Annotated in this window: 16 protein-coding genes; 3 read left to right on the top strand and 13 right to left on the bottom strand. The window is 68.1% G+C overall.

Going from position 1 to position 16,001, the window contains the following annotated elements; all coding sequences use genetic code 11:
* Positions 1–139: 139 nt before the first annotated feature.
* Together VIM54_RS15055 and VIM54_RS15050 are read right to left on the bottom strand one after the other, a co-directional pair.
* Complete coding sequence (locus tag VIM54_RS15055; RefSeq protein WP_331902546.1) at positions 140–1,054, bottom strand: co-chaperone YbbN; 915 nt, start codon at positions 1,052–1,054, stop codon at positions 140–142.
* The gene (locus tag VIM54_RS15050) at positions 1,051–2,814 is read right to left on the bottom strand and encodes a hypothetical protein (RefSeq protein ID WP_331902545.1); all 1,764 of its coding nucleotides are present in this window, start codon (positions 2,812–2,814) and stop codon (positions 1,051–1,053) included. Before VIM54_RS15050 ends, VIM54_RS15055 begins: the two co-directional genes overlap by 4 nt.
* A 307-nt stretch (positions 2,815–3,121) precedes the next feature.
* On the opposite strand from VIM54_RS15050, the gene VIM54_RS15045 reads away from it, so the two are divergent.
* Positions 3,122–5,107 carry a DivIVA domain-containing protein gene (locus VIM54_RS15045; RefSeq protein ID WP_331902544.1) on the top strand — a complete coding sequence of 662 codons (1,986 nt, stop codon included), beginning with the start codon at positions 3,122–3,124 and terminating at the stop codon, positions 5,105–5,107.
* A gap of 22 nt (positions 5,108–5,129) precedes the next feature.
* Entirely contained in the window at positions 5,130–6,182 is a 1,053-nt protein-coding gene (locus tag VIM54_RS15040; RefSeq protein ID WP_331902543.1) for an AI-2E family transporter, read from the top strand.
* Between the two features lie 12 nt (positions 6,183–6,194).
* Here the strand turns inward: VIM54_RS15040 and VIM54_RS15035 are convergent, their stop codons facing one another.
* The 9 genes from VIM54_RS15035 to rpsB all read right to left on the bottom strand — a co-directional run bounded on the left by VIM54_RS15035 (position 6,195) and on the right by rpsB (position 13,019).
* Positions 6,195–6,905, bottom strand: coding sequence for an alpha/beta hydrolase (locus tag VIM54_RS15035; protein WP_331902542.1), 711 nt, complete (start codon positions 6,903–6,905; stop codon positions 6,195–6,197).
* Positions 6,906–6,911: 6 nt separating this feature from the next.
* On the bottom strand, positions 6,912–7,208 hold the full coding sequence (locus tag VIM54_RS15030) for a hypothetical protein (protein WP_331902541.1): 297 nt from the start codon (positions 7,206–7,208) through the stop codon (positions 6,912–6,914).
* A gap of 64 nt (positions 7,209–7,272) precedes the next feature.
* Complete coding sequence (locus tag VIM54_RS15025) at positions 7,273–7,902, bottom strand: transglycosylase SLT domain-containing protein (RefSeq protein ID WP_331902539.1); 630 nt, start codon at positions 7,900–7,902, stop codon at positions 7,273–7,275.
* A gap of 47 nt (positions 7,903–7,949) precedes the next feature.
* Positions 7,950–8,501 carry a DivIVA domain-containing protein gene (locus VIM54_RS15020; RefSeq protein WP_331902538.1) on the bottom strand — a complete coding sequence of 184 codons (552 nt, stop codon included), beginning with the start codon at positions 8,499–8,501 and terminating at the stop codon, positions 7,950–7,952.
* A 42-nt stretch (positions 8,502–8,543) separates the two neighbouring features.
* Positions 8,544–9,530, bottom strand: coding sequence for a phosphatidate cytidylyltransferase (locus tag VIM54_RS15015; protein WP_331902536.1), 987 nt, complete (start codon positions 9,528–9,530; stop codon positions 8,544–8,546).
* Entirely contained in the window at positions 9,531–10,082 is a 552-nt protein-coding gene (gene frr, locus VIM54_RS15010) for a ribosome recycling factor (protein WP_331902534.1), read from the bottom strand.
* Between the two features lie 43 nt (positions 10,083–10,125).
* Positions 10,126–10,839, bottom strand: a complete 714-nt coding sequence (gene pyrH, locus VIM54_RS15005) for a UMP kinase (protein WP_331902532.1) — start codon at positions 10,837–10,839, stop codon at positions 10,126–10,128.
* A gap of 266 nt (positions 10,840–11,105) precedes the next feature.
* Positions 11,106–11,933, bottom strand: a complete 828-nt coding sequence (gene tsf, locus VIM54_RS15000; protein ID WP_331902530.1) for a translation elongation factor Ts — start codon at positions 11,931–11,933, stop codon at positions 11,106–11,108.
* Positions 11,934–11,942: 9 nt separating this feature from the next.
* On the bottom strand, positions 11,943–13,019 hold the full coding sequence (rpsB, locus tag VIM54_RS14995) for a 30S ribosomal protein S2 (protein WP_331902528.1): 1,077 nt from the start codon (positions 13,017–13,019) through the stop codon (positions 11,943–11,945).
* A gap of 359 nt (positions 13,020–13,378) precedes the next feature.
* Between rpsB and VIM54_RS14990 the strand changes: the two genes are divergently transcribed.
* Positions 13,379–13,915: a M23 family metallopeptidase gene (locus VIM54_RS14990; protein WP_331902526.1), complete on the top strand. Its 537-nt coding sequence runs from the start codon at positions 13,379–13,381 to the stop codon at positions 13,913–13,915.
* A gap of 27 nt (positions 13,916–13,942) precedes the next feature.
* On the opposite strand, the gene VIM54_RS14985 is transcribed toward VIM54_RS14990, so the two are convergent.
* Both VIM54_RS14985 and VIM54_RS14980 read right to left on the bottom strand, forming a co-directional pair.
* Positions 13,943–14,854 carry a tyrosine recombinase XerC gene (locus tag VIM54_RS14985; RefSeq protein WP_331902525.1) on the bottom strand — a complete coding sequence of 304 codons (912 nt, stop codon included), beginning with the start codon at positions 14,852–14,854 and terminating at the stop codon, positions 13,943–13,945.
* Between the two features lie 158 nt (positions 14,855–15,012).
* A complete protein-coding gene (locus VIM54_RS14980; RefSeq protein WP_331902524.1) occupies positions 15,013–15,930 on the bottom strand; it encodes a metallophosphoesterase in 918 nt (305 codons plus the stop codon).
* Positions 15,931–16,001: the final 71 nt, after the last annotated feature.

The following is a 16,001-nucleotide window of genomic DNA, read 5'->3' as shown; positions in this document are numbered from 1 at the left end:
CATGCATTCCTGCTCGACACGCCGTCAGACTGCACAGTTGAGCGGCGAGTCGACCCCGATTGCATGGATTTCGGAAGGGGAGCGGGAGGCGGCGGGCGGACGGATCGGGGCGCCGGGGGCGGGCGGATGTCCGCGCGGGTCAGTAGAGCAGCGTCGTGAGGCGACGGCGGGCCGCCACCACCCGGGTGTCGTCCACTCCAGCGATCTCGAAGTAGTCGAGCAGCCGAGTGCGCACCGCATCCTTGCCGCCCGCGTCGAGGGTCGGGAACAGGTCGAGGAGGCGCGCGAACGCGTCCTCGAGATGCCCGCCGGACACATCGAGGTCGGCCACAGCGAGTTGCGCGGCGAGTTCGCCGGGTGCTGCCGCCGCGGCCGAACGGATGTCGGCGGCCGTCGCCGAGCCGAGGCGCGCGCGCAGCGACACCTGGGCGAGCCCCGCCACCGCGAGCCGGTCGCGGGGATCCTGCGCGATCGCCGTCGTGTACTCGGCGATCGCGGTGTCGTAGTCGCCGGCGGCGATGGCGTCGTAGGCCTCCTGGTGGTGCGGGGGAAGCGGCAACTCCTCCGTCTCCGCCGGAACGGCACCGGGGGCGTCCGGGGACACGGTGCCGGTGACGCCGTTCTGCGCAGCGAGGGTCGCGAGCTGCTCGAGAACCTGCCGAACATCCGCCTCGGGAAGCTCGCCCTCGTAGAGGGCGATGGGGCGTCCGCCGATCACCGCGGCGACGGTCGGGGCGGCCGTGGCATGGAAGGCCTGCTGCAACTGCGGGTTGGCGGCGGCATCCACCGTGGCGAGAACGAACCGGCCGCCGTATTCGGTGACGACCCGGGTGAGCGTGGCCGATGGCGCGCCCACATAGAGCTCGACGACCACGGGCACGGTCTGCGAGAGGTCGAGGATGCCCGTGAAGTTGGCATCTGTGCCGTCGACGACGAGGGAGGGAACGGCCGCGGGAGCGGCCGGCGCTCCGGCGGGCGGGGCCGGCGGCCGAACGAGGGAGGACAGGTCGACTGCTCCCCGCAGGTTGGCCGACGACGGCGGGGTGTTGGTCACGGAAGCTCCTTAGCCGAGATGAGTCCAGTGGCGAAACCGAGCAGCACGATCTTGTTCTTGCTTGTCGCAGGCGGCAGGTAGAACAGCAGCTGGTCGCCGTATACCGCAACCGTACCCTTTGTGGTGCCCGTGATGCCCGACAGCGACTTCACGGCGCCCTCCGGGTTCACGGATGCCCCGGCCTCGACCGGCTTGACCGTGAAGGTCTCGTTCAGGTAGACCGTGACGATCGCGCCGGCGTTGTTGCTTCCGAGGGCGATGTTGTCCCCCGGTCCGTTGCTGTTAGCGAAGGTGAGGGCGGCCGTCGCCGGCACCTTGGCCTGGAGCTCCTTGCGCTTGTCGAAACCGATCTGAGTGAGGAGCGCGTCGTTCTTGAGATCGAAATACTTCGCGAACTCGCTCGTCGGCCCCTTCTCGATGATGTCGCCGTAGGCGAGCGCGAGCTTCGCCGGCGCGAGAGTGAAGAGCGGGACATTCTCCGGCAGTCGCGGAGCCCCGATGTTCGCGGGAGCCACGCCCCCTGGCAGCTTGGCGCCCGCCTCGAACTCGGTCGCGTAGTCCACCTTGAAGTAGGAACGCGGGGTGGCCTGCACGAGCATCAACGCCACCGGCGGCACGGTCTTGTCGGTGGGAGTCACCACGGTGAAGACGGTCCGCGGCCAGGTGTTCGACTGCTGGGGTAGCGTCACATTCACCTCTCCGGCCGGGATCGCCGCCGGGGCCTTGTAGGTGTTGTCGACCTTGCGGATGGCGTAGTTGGCCGTGCGCAACTCGAGGGCCGGACCCTCGAATCGGCTCTTCAGCAGCTCCGGGTCGATCGCGGCATCCGCCTTCGCGGCGACCGCGGACACCCTCGCCACGATGTTCTTGAGCTGGGGCAGCGTCACCGACGGGGCCTGCAGCTTCTCGCCCACCGGGACCGTCGCGGTCGGCGTCGGCGTGGCGGTGGGGCTCGAGCCGCCGGTCATGAACTCCGGCCAGAGGTCGGCCGAGCATCCGCTCAGCGCCACGCTGCCGACTAGGAGGATCGGCACGATCGCGACCATCCGGCGCGAGTTCGACCGGCGTCCGCCCTTCGTGGCGATCGCACCGGTCTTTCGCGGCTTGTACCCGCGTTGCCGCGGAACCTTGGGCATCTTCGGCGACTTGCGGCGCGGGCCGCGCGAGCGGCGCAGGTGGGCGAGCGCCCACAGGTAGATGCCGATACCGATGAGCAGCAGCAGGCCGCCGCCCGCCAGGAGCGGACCGGACCACGGGGTGCGGTTGTCGAGCGGCCAGCTGATCGTGAGGTGGTTGGGGGCCGGCTTCGTGCCGTCCGAGACGACGACGATCGAGATGTCGTCTGGCACGTTGACGAAGAAGTTGAGGCTCTTGGTGCGCGAGTACTCGTCGAGCCAGAGGTCGGAACCGCGCGGTTCGGGCACCTTGGTCTCGGATCCGGTGACGAGCTTGCTCGTGAGCGCCGTCTTGGCGGAGTTGATGCCGATCCGGTTGTAACTCGCCTTGCCCACCCAGGCGAGCACGTCCTCGGTGCGACCGTAGGCGGCGAACACCTTGTCCGGTCCCTCGATGGTGACGCTCTGGCGGCCGTCGAGGGCCTTGAGGGTCTTGCTGCTGATCACCGAGACCGTCGCGTCGTTCGGAACGACGGTCGAGGCGGTGATGCTGTCTGGCTCGGCCAGAATGGTTCGCTGGGCGATGCCGTAGGCGATCATTCCGAAAGCGATCACGAATGTGACGATGGCCGCGATAAATCGCACTGGGGTTACTCCTCTCGTGTTGCCGTGCTCGACCGGCGGTCGACAGCCCCAATCGCGATGATGGCGACGGCTCTCACCGAGGGTTCAGCCCCGGCGGCCACGGGCAAAGTGCCCGGGGTGGCAACAGACAAAGACAACCCAGAGTAGCGCAACCACCCTGAGAGACGCCTTGAGGCCGCAAGATCCGGGGAATCGGCTGCCCAGCGGGCGACAAATTCGGGCCCATGGCCGTCGCTGCCTCAGGCTAAACTCGAATGGCTCGGCCCGGGTCGCCCGGCGTCCGACCACAAACGCACGAGGAGACACCGTGGCTACCGACGACGAGACCTTCACCACTGCCATGCGCGGGTACAACCGCGACGAGGTGGACAGCGCCATCCAGGACCTGCGGCGCGAGCTGATCAAGGCCAACCAGGACAAGGCGGAAGCCGCCAAGGAGCTCAAGCGGCTGAATGCGACCGTGGAGGACCTCCAGGCGGAGATCGAAGAGACCGGAAGCCCCACCTACAGCGGTCTGGGCACCAAGCTCGAGAACACGCTCCGGGTCGCCGAGGAGCAGTCGACCCGGCTGATCGGCCAGGCGGACATCGACGCGGAACGCCTGCGCAGCGGTGTGCAGGCGGAGATCAACCGCCTGCGCGTCGAGTCGGTGGAGAACGCGGAGAAGGTCGTCTCCGATGCCCACGCGAAGGCGAACGGCATCCTCGACGCCGCGACGCTCGAGGCGGCCGAGCTGTTCGAACGCACGCGGGACGAGGCGGAGATCGTCACCCAGGATGCCCTGCGCGAGGCCGCGGCCATCCGGGGCGCCGTCGCGACGGAGGCCGCGGAGGCCAGGACGACCGCGAAGCGCGAGGCCGCCGCTGTGCGGGCGGAGGCGGAGCGCGAATCGGCCGAGCTGAGGCTCGTCGCCGTGCGCGAGGCGACGGAGGCGAGGGATGCCGCGGCGAAGCTTGCGCGGGAGACCGAGATCGGCCGCGCGGAGTTCACGAGCGAGAGCGAAAAGCAGTGGGGCGACCTCGCCCGCGATGTGGAACAGCAGCGCACCGACCTCGCGAGGGACATCGAGTCTGCTCGAGTGGAGCTCGAGCAGACCGCGGAGACCCGCCGCGCCGAGCTCACTCGCGAGATCGAGGAGACCCGCGCCCAGCTCGAGCACGACACCGCCGCGGCACGAGCCGCCCTCGAGCAGGAGATCGCGGAGGCGCGGTCCAGCCTCGACCAGGAGATCACGCTCGCCAGAACGACTCTCGAGCAGGACACCGCGGCAGACCGCGCGGCCCTCGAACAGGAGACCACGGTCGCGCGCAACGCCCTCGAACAAGAGACCACGACGGCTCGCAACACCCTCGAAGAGGAGACCACGGCGGCGCGCAACACCCTCGAAGAGGAGACCACCGCCGCGCGCAACGCCCTCGAGGAGGAGACGAACGCGGCGCGCAACGCCCTCGAACAGGAAATGGCCCTCGCCCACGCCACCCTCGAGGAGGAGACGGCTGCCGCACGCGCCGCGATCGAGCTCGAGACCACGACGGCTCGCGACGCCCTCGAGCTGGAGACCTCGACCGCCCGCGCCAAGGTCGAGCAGGAGACCAAGTCCGCCAGGGCGAAGGTCGACCTCGAGGTCAAGCGCACCCGCAAGCAGCTTGCCCAGGAGGTGACCGAGGCGAAGGCCATCGCCCTGGCCGAGATCGCCGCCGAGCGCGCCAGCCTCGCCCACGACATCGAGCAGCAGCGCACCAACATCACCCGCGAGGTGGAACAGAAGCTGGCCGACGTCACTCGCGAGGTCGAGCAGACCACCGCGCAGTTGACGCACGACACCGCGGAATCCCGCACGCGACTCGCGCTCGACGCCGAGCAGGCCCGCACCGACCTGGATGTGGAGCTCAAGTCGCGTCGGGACGAGGCGGAGAAGGAGTTCCTGGCCAAGCACCAGGAGGCAGTCGCCCAGACCCAGAAGTACCTCGAGGAGGCCAATGCGCAGCTCGCCGAGGCGACGAAGGCCGCCGCCGCGAAGCGCAAGGAGGCCGACACCGTGGACGTGGACGCTCGCGCCGAGGCGAAGGCGTTGCGGGCCAGCACCAGCGAGGAGGCCGCGGAGATCCTCTCCAATGCCGAGGCGCGCGCGAAGGCCATGATCAAGGATGCCGAAAAGCGCACAGCGCAGCTCGTGTCTGACGCAGAGGAGCGGCTCTCACAAATTAGAATCGAACGCGAAGCGGTTGCCGGCTACTTCGAAAGCCTGCGCAGCGTGCTGACCCAGGCCGAAAAGGTCGCTACCGACAAGTAGTCCACGATCCGGGGGAGTCGCCGTGAAGATTCAGAACGCGTTTCGGCTCGGGCTCCTCGGAGGCCTCGGCGTGCTCGTCGCCATCGGGATCGGCGCCGCCGTCACCTCGCTCTCGACGATCCTCACCTACATCGGGGCCGCGCTCTTCCTGGCGCTGGGGATCGACCCGGCAGTGTCGTGGCTGGAGAAGCACAAGTTCCCGCGCTGGTCGGCCATCCTCACTGTGCTCCTCGGCATCGTCGCCGTGTTCGTGGGCCTCGTTTTCGCCGTGGTGCCGGTGATCGTTGACCAGGTCACCAACCTCCTCTCCAACCTGCCGGACTTCATCAAGACCGTTACACAGTCGACGTGGATCACCGACACCCAGAAGAGCCTTCCGAGCTGGATCAACCTCAACGAGCTCCTCACCAACGCCGGCGCCTGGCTGAAGAACAATGTCGCGACCATCGGCGGCGGCATCCTGTCCGTGGGCATCGGAATCTTCAGCGGGGCGGCGGGGTTTGTGATCATCCTCATCCTCACCCTCTACTTCGTCGCGTCGCTCTCGAGCATGAAGCGCGGGCTCTACCGTCTCGTGCCGGCGTCGAAGCGCGCCGGGTTCTCCGACCTGGCGGAGCAGATCACGGCGTCGGTCGGCCGCTACGTTGTCGGCCAGGGCGCCATCGCCTTCGCCAACGGCCTGTTCAGCTTCATCTTCCTGTCGATCATGTCGATCTACGGCCTCAAGTATCCGGCGCTGTTCGCGTTCATCGCGTTCCTGTTCGCGCTCGTGCCACTCGTCGGCACGATCACGGGCAGCGTCATCATCGTGCTCTCGACGCTGCTGCTCAGCGGACCGGGCATTGCCCTCTGGGTCGCGATCTACTACCTCGCGTACATGCAGATCGAGGCATACGTGATCAACCCGCGGGTGATGTCGCGAGCGGTCAAGGTCCCTGGCGCGGTCGTCGTGATCGCGGCTCTCGCCGGCGGATCGCTTCTCGGCATCCTCGGGGCGCTCATCGCGATCCCGGTCGCCGCGGCGGTACTGCTCATCGTCGACCAGGTCGTGGTGCCGAGGCAGAACGAACTGTAACCGGCTCCGACGTCACTCGCCGAAGGTCTCCGGCAGGGGCAGGGCCGCCGGGTTGAGACGCAGAACGATCTCGCTGAGCACCCGTTTGGTCTGGCTCTCCCCCACCCAGAGGTGCTTTCCGCCCTCTACGACCACGAACTCGACCTCGGGTACCACGGCGAATCGCGCGGCCGCCTCGGCGGGCCTCAGGTAGTCGTCCAGCTCGGGGATCACCGCGACCAGCCGCTTGCCGCTGCCGGCCCACGCGGCGAGCTCGGCATCCGAGGTCCTGTGCAGCGGCGGCGAGAGCAGAATCGCACCGTCGATCGGATACTCGAGGCCGTACTTGAGCGCGACCTCGGTGCCGAAGGACCAGCCGACGAGCCACGGGTGCGGCAGGCCACGTTCGGCGACGAAAGCCATCGCCGCCGCCAGGTCGTGCCGCTCATCAACGCCGTGGCCGAATTCTCCCTCGGACACCCCGCGGGGAGAGGCCACCCCGCGAAAGTTGAAACGCAGCACCGCGATGTCCGCCAGGGCGGGCAGGCGGGCGGCGGCCTTGCGGATGATGTGGGAGTCCATGAAGCCGCCGTGGGTCGACAACGGGTGCAGCGCCACGATGGTGGCCACCGGGGCCACGGAGAGCGGCAGGGACAGCTCCCCCACCAGGGTGAGCCCATCCGAGGTGTGGAACTCCGCGTCTTCCCGGCGGGCCGGAAGAATCACGCCGGCCTTGATGTCCACGGCCGCCTACCTGATCTTCCAGCAGTGCGAGTGCCAGTGCCGCCGGGCGGCGATGTCGTCGGCCTCGCCCATGAGCCCGTCGGCGCGCCAGGCCACGATGTGGGCCGTGCCCGGCGTGATGTCGAGGCTGCAGCCCGGGCAAATGTAGGTCTTCGCCGCCGAGGTCGCAGACACCGGCTGCACGTTCCAGGCGCCGTCACGTTTCGTCTCGGTGCGCAGGCTGCCGTAGAGGGCGCGATTCAGGTCGATCTCCGACTCGCCGTCCCCCGGGCGTGCCCCTCGAGGGCGATTGGATCTGGGCATTGCCTAACTCTAAGACCCGCTCGGCTCTAAGACCCGCTCGGCCGGTGAGGCGCGCGAGCGACGATCAATACCAGCCGGTGGACTGGCTGTGGCCCCACGCCCCGCACGGGGTGAGATAGCGGCCCTGGATGTAGTTGAGCCCCCAGGTGATCTGCGTTCTCGGGTTGGTGGCCCAGTCAGCACCGGCCGAGGCCATCTTGGAGCCGGGAAGCGCCTGGGGAATGCCGTAGGCGCCGCTCGGGTTGCTCGCGTACACGTTCCAGTGCGATTCCCTGTTGAAGAGCGAGACGAGGCAGGCGTACTGGTCGTCGCCCCAGCCCCTGGCGTGCACCAGTTCGTAGCCGATGGCCTGGGCGGTGCCCGGGTCCGGCACACCGACGGCCGGGGCCCCTGACGCCGCCTTGGGAGCGGCGACGACCTTCTTGGTGACCTTGTAGCTGTCCCGGGTGATGCTGACGGCGAGATCGGCGGAGACGGTGAGGGTCTGCACCTCGCCCGGGGCGAACGCCGCGGGCGCCGCACTCGCCGGAGTGGTCTGGTCCGGGGCGAAAATCAGCACGAGCACGAACGCCACGGCGGCCGTGAAAGCGAAGGCCGGCAGGGAGTTGCGGCGGCGGATGTAGTGCCCACGAGGCCCGACCCCGGTCCCGGTTGTGGGAACCTGGGGCGACGAAATCTTCTGACGACTACCCACGATGTTTCGATTTTAGCCCAGAAGAGCCGAAAAAGCCCATCGAGGGGTCAGCGCACCGCGAGCATGACGTTGACGACGGAGTCGATGAGCAGGTCGACCTGCGCCTCGCGGTAGCCGCCCTTTCTCGGTCGGAAGGCGATCGTGCGCACCTCTTCGATGCTCATCGGCTTGCCATCCTGGAAGTATTTAACCAGCCGATCGGCGAACGCATCCACGTCTTTTCGGTGGTACCCGTTGCTGAGAAAGTTCGCACGATCGAAGCGCTGGCCGGCCGGCCGCGCGAGACGATTGAGAATCTCCTGGGCGATCGCCTTGGCCTCGGTGTACCAGGCCTCGTCGCCCATGAGCTGGATGGCGCGCTCCCGCTCGCGACTGGCGAAGGCGTCCTCGAGGCGCTCGAGCGCCGCATCGACGTGCACCGCCGAGTAGCCGCCCTTCTGCATCTCGAAGGCCATCTGGCGGATGCTCTCCGACGTCACGACGGCGGGCCCCGTCAGGTCGGCGGAGTATGCGCGGCGGGCGTCCTCGAGAAAGTCTTCGACCTGGTCGATGCTGTAGCCGCGTCGGGAGTTTCGGGTGCGGGGAAAGGTAGTGCTCACGCGCCTATTCTGCCCTATGCGCCAGCGAACCGGCGCTAGGGCCTAATGCACGATGAGATAGAGGATATAGGCGGCCGCCGCGCTCGGCAGGATCGAATCGAGCCGGTCGAGGAACCCTCCGTGGCCGGGAAGCCACGTACTGATGTCCTTGATGCCGAGGTCGCGCTTGATCAGCGACTCGGTGAGGTCGCCGACGGTGGCGGTGAAGACGATCACCGCGCCGAAGATGAGTCCGAACCACCACGGCTCGTGAAGCATGAACACCGCGAGCAGCACTCCGCCGACGAGGGCGGTCGTCACCGAGCCGGCGAAACCCTCCCAGGTCTTCTTCGGGCTGATGCGCGGAGCCATTGGATGCTTGCCGAACGAGAGCCCCGTGGCGTAGGCGCCCGTGTCGATCGCGATCACGAGCAGCAGGAAAGCCAGCGTCCACCACTCGCCGCCGGGCTGGGCGGTGAGCAGCACCGCGAAGCTGCCGAGGAACGGCACGTAGACCAGCACGAGGGCGCCGGCCGCGACATCCGCCAGCACCTCGCGGGAGCGTGCCCGATGGCTCGCACCGGCGAGCTCGGCGAGGCGCCACAGTGCCACGAACACGATGCCGACGAGGGTGACGAGCCACTTGCCCTCGTCGCTCCAGTAATACGCCGCCGGCACCGTGGCGAGCGCAGCAATGAGCGTGGGCCAGCGGGGCACGTCCCGGCCGGCGAAACGCAGCGCGCTCGCGAGCTCGAACGAGGTGAATCCGACCAGCGCGCCCGCGAAGATCATGAACAACGCCTTGTTGACGACGAGGCTCAACACGAGCGCGAGTCCGAGCCCCACGCCGATGAGGATCGCCAGCGGCAGGTTGCGCCCGGTGCGCGCCTCGATCTTCACGTTGGTCGCGTCGATCTGGGCCCGCGTCACGGCGACCTGGGTCTTGAAGTCTTCCTCGAACGCGTGTGCACGTGCCTCAATGTCTTCGCGTTTGAAGAAGCGAAGTCGTTTCTTCGGCGCGGGCGGTTCGCCCTCTGGGGGATCCGTCATCTAGACCTCGAGAAGCTCGGCTTCCTTCTTCTTCAAGGCGTCGTCGATCGCGTCGATGTGAGTCTTGGTGATCGCCTCGAGGTCCTTCTCGCCGCGGGCCACCTCATCGTCCCCGACCTCCTTGAGGTCGTCGAGGTCATCCTTGGCCTTGCGCCGGATGTTGCGGATCGAGATCTTCGCGTCCTCGCCCTTAGCGCGGACGATCTTCACGAACTCCTTGCGGCGCTCCTCGGTGAGCTCCGGCAGGGTGGCGCGGATGATGACCCCGTCGTTGCCGACGCTCGCACCCAGGTTGGGGGCGTTCACGATTGCCCGCTCTATCTCGCGGAGCGCGCCCTTGTCGTACGGCGTGATCACGAGGGTGCGTGCCTCGGGGTTGCTCATGCCGGCGAGCTGCCCGAGCGGGGTCGGCGAGCCGTAGTAGTCGACCAGGATCTTCTGGAAGAGAGCCGGATTCGCGCGACCGGTGCGGACATTGCTGAAGTCGTCTTTGGCGGCTTCGACCGATTTGTGCATTTTTTCTTTTGCTTCGGCCAGGACGTCGGAAATCACTGAGGTCTCCTTCAGGGGATTGGGACTAACTGAGTTTATCGGCCTAGACAGAGACGAGCGTGCCGATCCGTTCGCCCCGAATGGCGGCGGTCACGTTGCCGTGCGGCTCCATGCCGAAGACGACCATGGGCATCCTGTTGTCCATGCACAGGCTGAATGCGGTCGAATCGACGACCTTGAGGCCCTGCACGAGCGCCTCCTGGTATGTAACATGCTCGAGCTTCTGGGCGTCGGAGTTGGTGCGGGGGTCGTCGTCGTAGACGCCGTCCACCCCGTTCTTGGCGACGAGCACCACGTCCGCGCCGATCTCGAGCGCACGCTGGGCCGCGACGGTGTCGGTGGAGAAGTACGGCAGGCCGGCGCCGGCGCCGAAGATCACGACGCGGCCCTTCTCGAGGTGGCGTTCTGCACGACGCGGGATGTACGGCTCGGCGACCTGTGTCATCGAGATCGCGGACTGCACGCGGGTCTGCACGCCGGCCTTCTCGATGAAGTCCTGCAGTGCGAGCGCGTTCATCACGGTGCCGAGCATGCCCATGTAGTCCGCGCGGCCACGGTCCATGCCGCGCTGGCTGAGCTCTGCGCCGCGGAAGAAGTTGCCTCCGCCGACGACGATCGCGACCTCGACGTCTTGCGCGGCCTCGGCGATCTCCTTGGCGAGCTCGCTCACGACATCCGGGTTGACGCCGATCGCGCCGCCGCCGAAGGCTTCACCGGAGAGCTTCAGCAGAACCCGTCTCTTGCGCGCGGCTGTCATGCTGTCTCCTTCGTTTGTGGCTCATTACAGGCTATCGGATGCTCGCTGGCCACTCCCCCGGCGCCTCGCTCCCCCGCGCCGCCTCAGCACCGAAAACGCAGGACTTTTCTCGCGAGGTGCGCCGTTTCTCGATGTCCGTCGCCGATTCGGGTCGAATCTCCTGCGTTTTCGGTCGGACGGGCGCGGGACGGGCGCGGTGGGGCGCGGGCGCGAAGAAGCCCGGACCGCGTCAGACGTGGTCCGGGCTTTCGTGTCGCGCGAAGTGCTTAGGCGCCGACCTTGAAGCGGGCGAAGCCGCTCAGGGCGAGTCCGGCATCCTTCAGCACCTTGGCGACGGACTGCTTGTTGTCGCGGGCGTAGTCCTGCTCGGGGAGCACGACCTGCTTGAAGAAGCCGTTGACGCGGCCCTCGATGATCTTCGGAAGCGCGGCCTCCGGCTTGCCTTCGCCGCGGCTGATCTCCTCGACGATGCGACGCTCGGCCTCGACCTGCTCGGCCGGGACCTCGTCACGGCTGAGGTACAGCGGGTCGGCGAAGGAGATGTGCTGCGCGATGCTGCGAGCGGTCTCCGCATCGTCACCCGAGTAGCCGACGACCACGCCGACCTGCGGTGGCAGGTCCTTGTTGGTCTTGTGCAGGTAGACGGCGAACTTCTCGCCGGAGATGACGGCGACACGGCGAAGAACGATTTTCTCGCCGAGGATGGCCGCCTCGTTGCCGATCAGGTCGGCGACGGTCTCGCCGTTCACGGGAGCCGCGAGGCCCTCCTCCGGCGTGGTCGCGCCGGCGGCGACGATCGCGTCGAGCACGGTGTCGCCGAGGGTGACGAACTTCTCGCCCTTGGCCACGAAGTCGGTCTCGCAGGACAGCTCGATGAGCGTGGTGGTCGACCCGCTCTCCTTCGCCGCGACGAGGCCTTCGCTCGTGGAACGGTCGGCACGCTTCGCGTTGCCCTTCGCACCCTTGAGGCGAAGCAGCTCGGTGGCCTTGTCGAGGTCACCGCCCGCCTCGACGAGTGCGTTCTTGGTTTCGACCATGCCGGTGCCGAGGCGCTCGCGCAGGGTCTTGAGGTCTTCCAGGCTGAAGTCTGCCATGGCTGTTCCTTACTTGGTCTCGTCCGCTGCGACTGCAGCGGTGGGCTTCTTGGCGGCGGCCGGCTTCGCGGCGACCTTCGGGGTCTTCTCGGCCTCGGTGGCCTCGGCCTCGATCTTGGCCTCGGTCTCCGCGTCCGACTCGACGTGGTGCTCGGGGACGATGGTCGCGTCGGCGGCGGCCTCGTGCTCGGCGACAACCACGTCGGCGGCGTTCTCCTCGACCGGGACCTCGGAGGCGATGACCTCGGCGACGGCTTCGGTGTTCGACTCCGTGGACTCGACGCGACCGTCAACGGCCTCGATCTTCTCGGCCTCGGTGGACGGCGTCTCGGAGGAGGCGAGGAGTTCGGCCTCCCACGCGGCGAGCGGCTCGACGGCTTCGCCCTCTGCCGGCTTCTGGTGACGCTGAATGAGGCCCTCGGCAGCGGCATCCGCAATGATGCGGGTCAGCAGTCCGACGGAGCGGATGGCGTCGTCGTTGCCCGGGATCGGGTACTGGACTTCGTCGGGATCGCAGTTGGTGTCGAGGATCGCGATGACCGGGATGCCGAGCTTGTGCGCCTCGTCGATCGCGAGGTGCTCCTTCTTGGTGTCGACGATCCAGATCGCGGACGGGGTCTTCGTGAGGTTGCGGATACCGCCGAGGCTCTTCTGCAGCTTCACGAGTTCGCGACGCTGGATGAGGAGTTCCTTCTTCGTGTAGCCACGGGTGGTGTCGTCGAAGTCGACCTCTTCGAGTTCCTTCATGCGCGCGAGGCGCTTGGAGACCGTCTGGAAGTTGGTGAGGAGGCCACCGAGCCAGCGCTGGTTGACGTAGGGCTGGCCGACGCGCTGCGCCTGCTCCTCGATCGAACCCTGGGCCTGCTTCTTGGTGCCGACGAAGAGGATGGTGCCGCCGTGGGCGACGGTCTCCTTGACGTAGTCATAGGTCTTATCGATGTACTGGAGCGACTGCTGCAGGTCGATGATGTGGCTGCCCGAACGCTCGGTCAGGATGAAGCGCTTCATCTTCGGGTTCCAACGGCGGGTCTGGTGTCCGAAGTGCACGCCGCTGTCGAGCAGCTGGCGGATGGTTACAACGGCCATGGCCGTCTCCTTTTCTGCGCCCGCGCGCCTGCCGTCCTGTCGAAGACCGCGCCTTCCGGCACGTGCTTGTGACGGCACAGGGGCAACGCACGACGCTATTTCAGTTTCTTATGGCCGCCGGTTGGAGGCCAATCCTGGTGCCCGGCGCGCATCCGCCCCGTTCACGTGAATGAACCGGGGACTGAGTGGATGTGGTGGCGTGTCAATAAAGACTGTGGGCACGCGTAGTCACCCCGCGCGAGGCGGGATGCTGAGAAAAGTGTAGCACCGCTCCCACCCTGCCTCGCATCGGCGGCGGACTCTCCCCAACTCGCGGCGGGCCCGGCTCCCCCGTCGAGAGCCCCGCGCACCATAGGGGGGTGTTGCCCCCGATCACGGCCGTCAGAACAACCCGGCTTAGTTGCCTGGCGATCCTGCTCGCGCTCGTCCTGGCGCTGGTCTCCCCCGCGCCGTCGACGGCCGAGTCCGCGACGGGGGCAACACCCGGATGGGCCTGGCCGGTGCCCGCGCCACATCGCATCGTTCGGCCGTACCTCGCGCCGGACACGGCGTACTCCGCGGGTCATCGCGGCATCGACATCGCGTCGGCGCCCGGCGCTCCCGTCTTCGCCCCGGACGACGGGGTCGTCTACTTCGTCGGTGTCGTCGTCGACCGGCCGGTGCTCTCGATCCGGCACCCCGGAGGACTCGTGTCGAGCTTCGAGCCGGTCGAGTCCACCCTCGTGGCGGGAGCCGCAGTGCGTCGCGGCGACACCGTGGGCACCACCGCCGCCGGTCACTGCGCGATCGCCTGCCTGCACTTCGGTGTGCGGTTGTTCGGGGAGTACGTCTCGCCGCTCAACTATCTCGGCGGAATCCCCCGGTCGGTGCTGCTCCCGACGCGGGCACTGGGGTGAGCCGAGCCCCCGGCGAACGCGGGCCGCCTACGCGCGCGGGTGCGCCGACCGGTAGCTCTCGGTGAGCCGCTCGGTGGACACATGCGTGTAGATCTGCGTCGTGCCGAGGCTCGCGTGCCCGAGGAGTTCCTGCACGGCCCGCAGGTCGGCCCCTCCGTCGAGCAGGTGGGTCGCGGCCGTGTGCCGCAGGGTGTGCGGTCCGGATGGCCCACTCCCCGGCAACTCGGCGAGCAGGGCAGAGACGAGGCGGTAGACGGCGCGAGTGCCGAGTCGCCTTCCCCCCGGCGTCACGAAGAACGCTGTCACCGGCCGCTCGGCCCCCGCCACGAGCTGTGGACGACCCGACTCGAGGTAGCCCTCGAGCGCCCGCAGGGCCGGGACTCCGAAGGGCACGACCCGTTCCTTGGATCCCTTGCCCAGCACGCGCACGGTGAGGCGTTCGCGGTCGACGCTGTTCGTGTCCAGGCCGGTGACCTCGCTCACCCGCAGGGCGGAGGCGTAGAGCAGCTCGACCACGGCGAGGTCGCGGAGAGCCGCCGCGTCCCCGGTCTCGGACCGCGCGGCGAGCCCGGCGAGGATTCCGTCGATCTGGCCGCGGGTGAGAACTCGCGGCAGGTGCCGGTCGGGCTTCGGCGCCTTCAGCCGCACCGCGGCATCCGAGTCGATGGCGCCCGTGCGCGCGAGCCACGACACGAGGCCGCGGGCGGCGGCCGAGCGGCGGGCCAGCGTCGACTTGGCGAGGCCGTGCTGCGAACCGTCCCACAGCCAGTCGCGCAGAAGTTCGAGCGAGATGCCCTCCGCGCCGTCCACCCCGTGCGCACGGGCGAAGCCGGCAAGCTGGGCCAGGTCGGAGCGGTACGACCGAACCGTGTTCTCGCTGAAGCCACGCTCGGCTCTGAGGTGCACCGCGAACCCGGCTACGGCACGATCGACATCCATTCCCCCATGGTCGCCCATGCGGCCGGCGTTCGGGCGGTTCATCACGCTGGCGATTCGCGACGTTCGTCGAATGCGCGGCCCCGTTGAGCGCGGCCCCGTTGAGCGCGGCCCCGTCGAGCGCGGCCCCGTCGAGCGCGCTCAATGGCGTGGCTGCGTTCTCAGAGCGGCGGCGGCGCCTTGCGGGAGAATGCCTCGAGCCGCTCATCCGGGGTCAGCGACGACAGTTGTTCCAGGAACACATCGGTGAAGCGCGTCACCTCGGGGAACACGCCGATCGGCACCACCGAATGCACGACCTGGTCGTCGTACACGTGTACCAGGTTGAAGGCCTGCGATCCGTCGACCCCGGACAGGTGATTGACGGGCGCGCTCAAGTCCATCGTGTAGCAGGTCGCGGCCGCGACCGACACGGGTACACCCGCGAACAGGCTGTGCGTCGTGTAGTGCAGGTGCCCGGCGAGGATGCCCCGCACGTCGGTGCCCCGGATCACCTGGGCGAGGCGGTCCTGGCCACGCAGTTCGAGCAGGGCCATGAGCGCCAACGGAGTCGGGATGGGCGGATGGTGCAGTGCGAGGAGGGTGCCGTGCGGGGCGGGAGTGTCGAGCTCGCGCGCGAGCCAGACGAGCTGGTCGTCGGTGAGGTCGCCGTGGTGGTAGCCGGGAACCGTGCTGTCGAGCGCGATGATCCGCAGCCCGCCGAAGCGGTAGACGCGATCCTGGGACGGGACATCGACTCCGGCGGACGGGGCGTCGCCGAGAAGCTCCGTCGCGAACTGCAGTCGCTCGTCATGGTTGCCCATGACCCAGACGATTTGCGCTCCCATCCGTTCGGCGGCCGGCTCCACGATCTCGCGCAGGCGAACGTAGGCGTCCGGTTCGGCGAGGTCGGCTAGGTCGCCGGTGAAGACGATCGCCTCCGGTTCGGCGCCGGACTGTTCCAGCTGGGCGAGGGCGCGAAGGAGGTTCTCGTGCGTGCGGACCTTGCCGTACAGCGGGCGCTCTCCGCCCAGGAAGTGCGTGTCGCTGAGGTGGGCGATCACGTGCGCGGGGGAAGGATGCTGTCCGAATTGGGTCACGCGACAAGACTAGAGGCGACCACCCGCACTCGTCCCCGGCCGGCGGTTCCCCGTCCACCGGGGGCTCCAGC

The organism is Lacisediminihabitans sp. (assembly GCF_036569425.1).
Classification (GTDB): domain Bacteria; phylum Actinomycetota; class Actinomycetes; order Actinomycetales; family Microbacteriaceae; genus Lacisediminihabitans.
The sequence above is the reverse complement of the archived record's forward strand: the minus strand, read 5'-3'. Positions and strand labels throughout refer to the sequence as shown.